Origin of the sequence: Ruminococcus sp. (assembly GCF_045129435.1) — a bacterium.
In the GTDB taxonomy this organism is placed as follows: Bacteria; Bacillota; Clostridia; order Oscillospirales; family Acutalibacteraceae; genus Ruminococcoides.
Genome location: NZ_JBGVJL010000161.1, coordinates 1 through 10,341, shown reverse-complemented (window position 1 = coordinate 10,341; position 10,341 = coordinate 1). Strand labels below are relative to the sequence as shown.

At 37.8% G+C, this 10,341-nt stretch carries 12 protein-coding genes and 1 tRNA gene; 12 read left to right on the top strand and 1 reads right to left on the bottom strand.

Translation table 11 applies throughout. The features are described 5' to 3' along the window. Window positions 1-759: 759 nt before the first annotated feature. Window positions 760-844: transfer RNA gene (locus ACJMMI_RS07665), tRNA-Leu, on the bottom strand. A gap of 211 nt (window positions 845-1,055) precedes the next feature. On the opposite strand from ACJMMI_RS07665, the gene ACJMMI_RS07660 reads away from it, so the two are divergent. From ACJMMI_RS07660 to rpmA, 12 genes are all read left to right on the top strand, one after another. Further along, window positions 1,056-1,823 carry a dockerin type I repeat-containing protein gene (locus ACJMMI_RS07660; protein ID WP_405354700.1) on the top strand — a complete coding sequence of 256 codons (768 nt, stop codon included), beginning with the start codon at window positions 1,056-1,058 and terminating at the stop codon, window positions 1,821-1,823. 139 nt (window positions 1,824-1,962) lie between these two features. Then, a complete protein-coding gene (locus ACJMMI_RS07655) occupies window positions 1,963-2,400 on the top strand; it encodes a LytTR family DNA-binding domain-containing protein (protein WP_405354698.1) in 438 nt (145 codons plus the stop codon). 13 nt (window positions 2,401-2,413) lie between these two features. Beyond that, the gene (locus tag ACJMMI_RS07650; RefSeq protein WP_405354696.1) at window positions 2,414-2,863 is read left to right on the top strand and encodes a DUF3021 domain-containing protein; all 450 of its coding nucleotides are present in this window, start codon (window positions 2,414-2,416) and stop codon (window positions 2,861-2,863) included. After that, window positions 2,841-3,758: an ABC transporter ATP-binding protein gene (locus tag ACJMMI_RS07645; protein ID WP_405354694.1), complete on the top strand. Its 918-nt coding sequence runs from the start codon at window positions 2,841-2,843 to the stop codon at window positions 3,756-3,758. Before ACJMMI_RS07650 ends, ACJMMI_RS07645 begins: the two co-directional genes overlap by 23 nt. Then, window positions 3,758-4,627 carry an ABC transporter permease gene (locus ACJMMI_RS07640; protein WP_405354691.1) on the top strand — a complete coding sequence of 290 codons (870 nt, stop codon included), beginning with the start codon at window positions 3,758-3,760 and terminating at the stop codon, window positions 4,625-4,627. The genes ACJMMI_RS07645 and ACJMMI_RS07640 overlap by 1 nt, the downstream gene beginning before the upstream one ends. A 136-nt stretch (window positions 4,628-4,763) precedes the next feature. Beyond that, a complete protein-coding gene (yfmF, locus tag ACJMMI_RS07635; RefSeq protein WP_405354689.1) occupies window positions 4,764-6,035 on the top strand; it encodes an EF-P 5-aminopentanol modification-associated protein YfmF in 1,272 nt (423 codons plus the stop codon). Between the two features lie 23 nt (window positions 6,036-6,058). Next, a complete protein-coding gene (yfmH, locus tag ACJMMI_RS07630) occupies window positions 6,059-7,342 on the top strand; it encodes an EF-P 5-aminopentanol modification-associated protein YfmH (RefSeq protein WP_405354687.1) in 1,284 nt (427 codons plus the stop codon). After that, window positions 7,342-8,208 (top strand): prolipoprotein diacylglyceryl transferase, encoded by an 867-nt coding sequence (gene lgt / locus ACJMMI_RS07625; protein WP_405354685.1) that lies wholly within the window; start codon window positions 7,342-7,344, stop codon window positions 8,206-8,208. The genes yfmH and lgt overlap by 1 nt, the downstream gene beginning before the upstream one ends. Next, on the top strand, window positions 8,150-9,001 hold the full coding sequence (gene folD, locus ACJMMI_RS07620) for a bifunctional methylenetetrahydrofolate dehydrogenase/methenyltetrahydrofolate cyclohydrolase FolD (protein WP_405354682.1): 852 nt from the start codon (window positions 8,150-8,152) through the stop codon (window positions 8,999-9,001). The genes lgt and folD overlap by 59 nt, the downstream gene beginning before the upstream one ends. A 118-nt stretch (window positions 9,002-9,119) precedes the next feature. Beyond that, window positions 9,120-9,428 carry a 50S ribosomal protein L21 gene (gene rplU, locus ACJMMI_RS07615; RefSeq protein WP_294388005.1) on the top strand — a complete coding sequence of 103 codons (309 nt, stop codon included), beginning with the start codon at window positions 9,120-9,122 and terminating at the stop codon, window positions 9,426-9,428. Between the two features lie 2 nt (window positions 9,429-9,430). Then, entirely contained in the window at window positions 9,431-9,748 is a 318-nt protein-coding gene (locus tag ACJMMI_RS07610; protein WP_405354681.1) for a ribosomal-processing cysteine protease Prp, read from the top strand. 4 nt (window positions 9,749-9,752) lie between these two features. Then, a complete protein-coding gene (gene rpmA, locus ACJMMI_RS07605; RefSeq protein ID WP_022234725.1) occupies window positions 9,753-10,037 on the top strand; it encodes a 50S ribosomal protein L27 in 285 nt (94 codons plus the stop codon). Window positions 10,038-10,341 lie beyond the last annotated feature (304 nt).

Sequence of the window (10,341 nt, the reverse complement as noted above, 5' to 3'; positions counted from 1 at the left end):
CCGTCTTACAATAACATTTAAAACAAGACTCTCACATAACGGTTTTCTAAGATTAGGGTATAAATTTATACCCCGAACAAAGTCAGCAATTTCAAAGCAGGGTATAAATTTACACCCTGAGCAGTCTTACAATGACATTTAAAACAACGCTTTCGTATAACGAATTGTTGAGATTAGGGTATAAATTTATACCCTGTCTGTTCGACAAATAAAAAAATATTGATAAACAAAATTGTAAATTTCATCAAAGCCATTGACAATTTCCCAATATAGGTATAACATAAGTTAAGAGGCATAACAAAACAACTAAACCCTCAACTTAACAAAGTTGTAAATCAAGGATTTAGCTGTCTTGTTATAAAAATTTAATAGCAGTTGCAAAAGCAGAGAATACACATCGTCCTGAAGCATTACATTTTTTGTAACAGTGAAGGTATTGTCCTTATTAAATACGCCACAACCTATTGTGCGTTAGCAGCAGTAGCGAGCGAGCCAATCATTATTCGCAGTAATGATTGCTACCTCAAAGAAGTAATGAGCCTTTCAGACAAATATGTGAAGAAATAGAGGTAACTCTATTTGAGCCAACTTGTGAAAGTTCGCATACAAGCGACCTAAGCAAGGCTGTTGAGTGTTTAAAGCGTTAGATACCTGCACCTGTTCAGGAAATCGAGGAAACTATGCTATGCACTGTGCAACATTTTTAAAAAATTCAAAAAATTTTTTAAAGGTAATAGAAGCAACACTTTAAAAAATAGATGGTGCGAGTGACGGGACTTGAACCCGTACGTCGTGAAACACACGCCCCTCAAACGTGCCTGTCTGCCTATTCCAGCACACTCGCATATATTTATTTTTACTGTTGATTTGTTTTCTCTCAATCAACGAGTGTTATTATACCACCCTATTTTACAAATGTCAACACCTTTTTTGAATTTTTTTAAATAAAAAAGTGACAAATTTGCAATTTATAAAATTATGTGTTATAATTATAAAGTTGTGGTGTCAAAAACACCGCTATTTATCAGAATAAAACAGATATTGAAGGAGAAAATATGAGTAAAAGAATTTGTAAATTAATTTCTTGTGTTCTTGTTGCAACTTTCTTTATGAGCTTTTGTGCTGTATCTGCTTTTGCGGCAGAAAATAATTATGATCTCAATGGTGACGGTAAAGTCAGCATTGCTGATGTTACTGCTTTGCAGTTGAGAATTTCAGGTGATAACGGTAATTGGAATGACACCTATGAAAAGCGTGCTGATATTAACGGCGACGGAAAAGTTAATATTAACGATGTCACTGCATTACAAAATTATCTTATGAATCAGTCGGGAAATTCAAATAGCAATTCAAACGGAGGCTCAAGCAATGATGCAGGTGCAGTTAATTCTTTTTTGATTAAGCTTCCTTCAGATAAGGTTGATTCAAACTATAAAGGCAAGGTGTACAAGCTTACCGACAAGGAAAGAGATTACATAGAAAAAATCGTTATGGGTGAATTTGGTACATCATATGCAGGCTCGGTTTTTATAGCTCAATGTATCAGAGATGCCCTTGTATATGGATATTGTAAAAATCCTATGGATCTGAGAAAATCATCTGCTAACGGTGGTATGGGCTATGACGGATACAACCCAAATGTAAATGCAAATGCTAAAAACGCTGTAGCTTATGTGTTTGATAATGGCGGCAACGCTGTTCAGCACAGAATGCTTGTAATGTGTACAGACGAGTATTATAACGCTTTTCCGGGTAATTGGCACTCAACTCAGAATTACATAACTAAGTATGAAAATGTAATGTTTTTTGACTATTGGTTTTAAATTTTACCGCTGACCTTATTGGTTGGCGGTTTTTTTATGCAACTTAGCCGCTAAATTCTGCACCTTACCGAATAACACTTTAAATTATGAATTAAATCTGTTATTCTAAATACAGATAAGATGATTGTGAGGGGGATATATGAAGATAAATATAATCAAAGACAGCAGTATAGCTGAAACCGAGATTACTGTAAAATGTTCAGCTATAGATGAAAGCTTAAAAAAACTGCTTGATGAGTTTGAGCTTAACAGCACAAAGCTTACAGGAAAAATTGAAAATAAAACTTATATATTGTCTGCCGAGATGATTTATTACATAGAAAGCGTTGATGAAAAAACTTTTATTTATTCACAGGATAAGGTATATGAATGTGACTATAAGCTTTATCAGATTGAAAAGCTTTTGCCGCAGGCTGATTTTGTAAGAATCAGTAAGAACTGTATTTTAAATATTTGCAAGCTTACAAGTGTGCGACCAATGCTCAACGGCAAAATGGAAGTGCAGATGAACAATGGCGAAGTTCAAATAGTAAACAGACATTATCTGAAAGATTTTAAGAGTAAATTCGGCTTGTAAGGAGGATAAATTTATGAATAAACTAAGCCAATTTTTTTCAATATTTGTAAATTCATTTACATGGCAAACAATCATTCTTGCGTTGATTAATATATTTTTAAACAACAGCTCCGGCTTTAATGCCTACAGCGTAATACAATGCTTTATTGTATCGTTGGTTATTTCGGCATTGCTGCTTGTAACCGACATCATTTTATCAAATGGATTTAAGATAAAGCTCAGTTTGCTGACTGCAAGCTTAATAGATATTGCGGAAGTCTTTTTTGTAGTTATGTTAGCAGGCGGAGTTATATTTGGATGGTTTGAATTTGTTCTTTCAGACCTGTTGATTGCAACAGGAGTAATTGTTGCGGTATTTTTAATAGTGTTTGTAATTCAGGTGTACAAAATGAAGGCAGATTCCGAAACTATAAATAATATATTAAAGGAGAGAAACAGCAATGAAAAAGGCAATAGTGATTGAACATTTAAAGAAAACCTATGGCGACCTTAAAGCGGTTGACGATATAAGCTTTTATGTAGAAGAAGGCAGTCTGTTTGCCTTTTTAGGTCCAAACGGTGCCGGTAAGTCAACTACCATAAGTATTTTGAATACATTTTTAAAGCCTGACAGCGGAAGGGTTGAAATCGGAGGAAGAATTCTTGGAAAAGAAGATTCCAAAATCAGAGCCGAAATTGGTGCAGTCTTTCAGGAAAGTTTGCTTGACCCATTGCTTACAGTCAGAGAAAACCTTTCAATCAGAGGCAGCTTTTACGGACTAAAGGGTAAGACTTTGAAAAATGCCGTTAATGAGGCTATCGAAAAATCCGGTTCACAGGATTTTATGGACAGACCGTATGGTAAGCTTTCCGGCGGACAACGCAGAAGAGCAGATATTGCAAGAGCCTTAATAAATACACCGAAAATTTTGTTCCTTGACGAGCCGACCACAGGACTTGACCCTCAAACAAGACTTGCAGTGTGGGATACAGTAAGCAACCTGCGTAAAGAATGTGGAATTACCGTATTTCTTACCACTCATTATCTTGAAGAAGCAGAGAATGCCGATTATGTGGTAATTATGGAGTCTGGAAAAATCGCCGCACAGGGTACACCTGTGGAGCTTAAAAGTCAATATGTTTCAGATGTACTTACTGTATATCACAAAGAAAACAGCACAAAAGAGATAGAAAAAATTCTTGATGCAAATAATATGAAATATTCACTTACTAAGGAAGCTATAAAAATTCCCGTAAAATCAACTTTTTCAGCCTTGCCGGTAGTTAATGAGCTAAAGGACTTTATTTTTGATTTTGAGGTACAAAAAGGCAAAATGGACGATTTGTTTGTAGCTGTTACAGGAAAGGAGATAAAGTAATGTTTGCTTTGGTAAAAAGAAATATAAAAATATATTTCAGAAACAAAGGTGCATGGCTTGCGTCATTGCTCACAGTATTTATAATTATCGGCTTATATGCTCTTTTTCTCGGCGACCAGCTTTCAAAAGGTTTTGAGGACATAGGACTTGATGAGCCAAGGCTGCTCACAGACAGCTGGATAATGGCAGGTATTATTTCTGTTATGCCGCTTTCAATTTCACTTGGTGCGGTATCAATAGTAAATGACAGGTCAAAAGGTCTTTTCAAAGACTTTTATTGTTCACCTATAAGCAGAAGTAAAATCACCCTTGGCTATATTTTAAGCCTTGCACTCATTTCATTTATGATAACAATAGTGGGATTTATTCTTGGCGAAGTTTACATAATTGCAAACGGAGGCGAACTGCTCGGCTTTGCCAATATGCTGAAAGTAATTGCAGTAATTGCAGTAGATGACCTTGCCACTACCTCAATAGTAATGTTCATAGCAATGTTTGTTGCCACAGAGGGTGCATATACGGCAATTTGTACGGTAATAGGTACTATATCGGGCTTTATTACAGGTATTTACATTCCTGTCGGTTCACTTCCCGACGGTGTAGCCACAGCGGTTAAATGCTTTCCAATTTCACACGCAGGCAGTATGCTAAGGCAGATTTTCACAGCAGATGCCATTTCGGAATGTACCAAAAACATTCCTTATGATATTAAGCCTGATGTTATTGACCAAATTAATTCTGAAATGGGAATTGTGTATTCTTTTGGCGACCACACAGTAACAGACTTTGAAAGCATGATTATACTTCTTGCAACTGCGGTGTTGTTTTTTGTACTGACTGCTGTTGTATCAACACGAAAAAAGAAATAATTGTACATATTAAGGGCATTGTTTACAGGCAATGCCCTTATTTTTTATATAAATGCTTTTAATTTCAAGAAAATTATGTTATACTAAACAATGTATATTAGATTGGAAACAAGATTATAGATTCGGAGATGATATGATGAGTTCTATTGAAAGAAAAATTATAGCCGATGGCGTTGCTTTTAACAATGTCAAAGTAAACAGATTCAAAACAATAAGAATGAGCGTCAACCTTTATGTGCCTTTAAATGAAAAGGACGCTGCACAAAACGCACTTTTGCGTGGACTTCTCACTCGTTCATGCAAGGCTTATCCTGACTTTACACAGTTCAGCAAAAAGCTTAGTGCTCTTTACGGAACAGATATAGTTTCAAGTGTAAAGAAAACCGGCGACTATCAGGTGCTTACATTCACAGCAGTGGGCATTGATGACAGATATGTATTTACTCATGAAATAATTTCGGCTGAGCTTTCAAAGCTTTTGTGCGAGGTTATTTTTAATCCTAATATTACAGACGGCAAATTTGACGAAAAGGATTTTACACAGGAACGCAGACAGCTTCTTGATTCTATTGACGCTGAGTTTAATGATAAGCGTGGCTATGCAATAAGCACATTATTTTCAAATATGCTTAAAAATGAAACCTGCGGAATCAAGCGTTACGGTACTGTTGAAGAAATTAACAAGGCAACACCGCAAAGTCTTGTTGACGCTTGGAAAAAACTTTTAAAGGACGCTATTGTAGAAATTTTTTATATTGGCGACAGCGGTGCAGATAAGGCAGAAAAGGTATTTACAGACGCATTCGGCAAGATTGACAGAACACCTTGTAAGCTTGAAATGTGTTATAAAAAGAATGCCGACACAGTTCAGCATGTGGTGGAGGAAATGGAGGTTTCTCAGTCAAAGCTTGTGCTTGGCTTCCGTTCGGGCATTGACTGCACTTGCAGCGAAAAGGAATGGATTGCCGGCAGACTTATGTGTGCAATTCTCGGTGGTACAGCCAACTCAAAGCTTTTTAACAATGTAAGAGAAAAGCAGAGCCTTTGCTACTATTGTGCGTCAAGTTACAACTTTATTACCGGTGTTATGATTGTTGACAGCGGTGTGCTTAATGAGAATATCGAAAAAACCGAAAAGGCTATTCTCAAAGAGGTTGAGGATATGAAAAACGGCAATATCACAGATTTTGAAATTGAGGCTACTAAGAGAGCAATCGTAAACGGCTTCCGTACTTCAAACGACACCACATCGGGTATTGATAACTGGTATTCATCACAGTTTATAAATGACGGTTTCAACAGCATTGAAGAGCTTGCAGAGAAGTATAACGCCATTACAAAGGAAGAAATCATTGAGGCGGCTAAAAAGCTTACGCTTGATACCGTATATGTCCTCAAGAATAAATAAACTGCGAAAGGAAGTGCGTTTAAATGGAAATTATGGAAGTAAAATCCGACAGAGTTGCGGAAAAATATTATAAAATCAATCATCCGTCAGGACTTACAATTTATGTATATCCAAAAGAGGGATACAATTCAGCTTATGCAATCTTTGGCACTCGCTACGGAAGTATAAACACAAAGTTTTCTGTAGATGACGGTGAAACCATTACGGTACCGGACGGTATTGCTCATTATCTTGAGCACAAGCTTTTTGAAAGCGAGGACGGTGACGCATTTGTTCGTTATGCTCAGACAGGCGCAAATGCCAATGCTTACACAAGCTTTGAAAAAACCTGCTATCTTTTTTCTTGTACAGAAAAATTTGATGAAAGTCTTGAAATTCTGCTTGACTTTGTGCAGTCCCCATACTTTACAGCTCAAACTGTTGCAAAGGAACAGGGAATTATCGGACAGGAAATCAAGATGTATGATGATGCACCGGATTGGCGAGTAATGTTCAATATGCTTGAAAATATGTATCACAATCACCCTGTTAAGATTGACATTGCCGGTACAGTAGAAAGCATTGCTGAAATTACAGCAGAAAAATTGTACGAGGTTTACAATGTATTCTACAATCTTAACAATATGGTGCTTTGTGTTTCGGGTAATGTGACAGTAGATAAGGTGCTTAAAACAGCCGACAAGCTTTTAAAGCCATGCGAAAAGCATACCATTCACAATGTATTTGAAAATGAGCCATACGAAGTTGTAAAGCCGTATGTTGAACAGGAATTTTCAGTTTCTATGCCGATTTTTAACCTTGGCTTCAAAGAAAAGGCTGATTGTGTAAAGGGCGATGCTCAGGCAGCCCACACAGACATTTTGCTTTTCCTCTTGGCGTCAGAAACAAGTGAATTATACAGAAAACTTCTTGATGCAAACCTTATAAACAGTTCATTCTCCTATGAGCTTTTTGACGGCCCGGGCTACTGTTCGATTATCTTTGGTGGAGAATCAAGAGAGCCGCAGAAGGCAGCGGAAATGATTAAAGATTATATTGTAAAGCTTAAGGAAAACGGAATTGACAAAGAGGAGTTTGAGATTGCCAAAAAGTCAATTTATGGCGATACAGTAGCTTCACTCAATTCAGTTGATACAATTTCAAATATTCTTGCCGACTACCATTTCAAGGGCAATAATATGTTTGATTATATAGACGAAATTGCAAATGCCACTGTAGAGGATGTTGCAAAGCGACTTGATTGTATGCTTGATGTAAATAACTGCACATTGTCCGTAGTAAAACCGATTCAGGACGGTGAAAAGTAATGGATTACAATGTTTCCTTTCCGGGACTCGGACTTGAGTTTACAATTAATCCCGTAGCATTTACGATTGGCAATTATCCGGTTTATTGGTACGGAATTATAATTGCCTCAGGACTTTTGATTGCTGTGCTTTATGCGTATGTAAGTTCAAAACGCTACAATGTTGACGGCAACAAGCTTATTAACTGTATTCTTGTGGGAATTATTACAGGTATTGTCGGTGCAAGACTTTACTATTGCTTTTTTGAGTGGGATTATTACGGAAAAAATCCGATTGAAATTCTCTATATTAACAATGGCGGTCTTGCCATTTACGGCGGTATTATCGGTGCATTGCTTGGCGGACTTACAGTTGCTAAGATTCAGAAAATGAAAATTATGCCGGTTCTTGATATTGCAATGATGGGCTTTTTGCTCGGACAGGGAATAGGCAGATGGGGTAACTTTATGAATCAGGAGGCATTCGGTGCTCCGACTGATTTGCCATGGGGAATGGTAAGTCAGGGTACAGGCAATATTGCTGTTCACCCATGCTTTTTCTATGAATCAATGTGGTGCTTGCTTGGTTTTGTTGTACTGCATTTCTACGGAAAATACAGACAAAGATATGCCGGTCAGATATTCTTTTCCTACCTTGTGTGGTATGGCTTTGAAAGAATGATTGTTGAGGGACTCAGAACAGACAGCCTTTATCTTCACTTTGAAATTTTCGGTAACGCAGTAAGAGTATCTCAGCTTTTGTCGGCTATTATATTTGTGGCAGGTATAATTTTACTTTTAATCAATATAAAGAGGAAGGACAATTTTTATGCAGATTATAGACGGAAAAATGGTATCGGCTCAGGTAAAGCAAGAAGTAAAAAATGAAACTGAGCTTTTAATTAAGGAACATTCAATCACTCCGGGACTTGCCGTAGTAATTGTCGGTGATGATCCGGCTTCAAGAGTGTATGTAAATAATAAAAAGAAAGCTTGCGAGCTTGTGGGTTTTCATTCTGAGGAGTACGCATTGCCTGCTGAAACCACACAGGAAGAGCTTTTAGATCTCGTGAAAAAGCTTAACGAGAAAAAGGATATTAACGGTATCCTTGTTCAGCTCCCACTTCCAAAGAATCTTGATGACAAGGTAGTAATTGAAGCAATCAGCCCGCTCAAAGATGTTGACGCATTTCACGCAGTAAATGTCGGTAAAATTATGCTTGGAGAGTATGATTTTCTTCCTTGCACACCGGCAGGCGTAATGGAAATGCTCCATTATTACAATATTGAGGTAAGCGGTAAAAACTGCGTTGTAATCGGCAGAAGCAATATTGTCGGCAAGCCAATGGCTATGCTCTTGCTCCACGAAAACGGCACAGTAACAATTTGCCACAGCCGTACTAAGAACCTTGCAGAGGTTTGCAGCAGGGCAGATATTCTTGTGGCAGCGGTCGGCAAGCCGAAGTTTGTTACTGCCGATATGGTAAAAGAGGGTGCTGTTGTAATTGATGTCGGTATGGACAGAGATGAAAACGGCAAGCTTTGCGGCGATGTGGATTTTGAAAATGTAAAGGATAAATGTTCTTACATAACACCTGTTCCGGGCGGTGTTGGCCCTATGACAATAGCTACTCTTATGAAAAACACCATAAAAGCTGCAAAAATTCAGAATAACCTGTAAAAATAAGGTTGACAACACAGCATATTTGTGTTATGCTATATAAGCCGCATATTGTGGGTTACTAAAAGAGATTTCTCTACCTGCAGATAGCGAGACATATGTAAAGGTGGGTACTAAAATGTACGCAGTTATTCAGACAGGCGGTAAGCAGTACAAGGTAACAAACGATCAGGTTATCTTCGTTGAAAAGCTTAACGCTGAAGCAAACGAAACAGTAACATTCGATGTTATTGCTGTTGGCACAGATGACGGCATTAAGGTTGGCACTCCTGTTGTTGAGGGTGCAAAGGTTACTGCAGAGGTATTAAAGAACGGTAAAGGCAAGAAAATCAGAGTTGCTACTTACAAGCCAAAGAAGGGCGAGAAGAGAGCAATGGGTCACAGACAGCCTTACACACAGGTTAAGATTACTTCAATCGAAATCTGAGAATGATTACGGTAACATTTTTTAAGTCGGCTGATTATTTTAAAGGCTTCAAAATTTCGGGACATGCTGATTTTAACACTAGTGGGCCTGATATTGTGTGTGCGGGTGTAAGCTCAGCGGCAATTATGACAGCCAATACAATCACCGAGGTTCTGCATACAGATGCAGAGGTTACCGACAGCGACGGCTTTATTAATTTAAGCCTTAGCGGTACAGAGGCGAAAGAAGCATCTCATTTAATTGAGGGCTTATGGCTTCACTTAACTGCTTTACAAAAGCAGTACAAAAAGTATATTAAAGTTATTATTTCGGAGGTGTAAGGTAATGATTAAAGTAAATCTTCAGCTTTTCGCTCATAAAAAAGGTATGGGTTCTACAAAGAACGGCCGTGACAGTGAATCAAAGCGTCTTGGTGTAAAGCGTGCAGATGGACAGAAGGTTCTCGCAGGCAACATCCTTGTTAAGCAGAGAGGTACTCACATTCATCCAGGTAACAACGTAGGTATCGGTTCAGACGACACATTATTCGCAAAGATCGATGGCGTTGTTAAGTTTGAGCGTGTAGGCAAGGACAGAAAGCGTGCAAGCGTTTATCCTGTTGAGCAGTAATTTACGCATTATCGGAGGGTGGATTTAGTATCCACCCTTTTTTGTTAGTATTTAATTTTTGTTGTGCTTTGGGGCATAATAAATTGTAGTGTTTAAAATACAGTTTGGGTTTTATCAATAGTTTGGTAGATTGTGGTTTAGCAACGGTCGGGAAATTTCTGCTTGAATTATAACAGACTTTATACTCGAAAATAAAAATTTGGTCAACCTTTTTCAAAGGTGGTGGGTGTGGGCAAAGCCCACAAATACTTTTCTCTTATACAAAGCTTCGATAGCCAAACAGCCTGCTGTTTGGCGGCTTGAA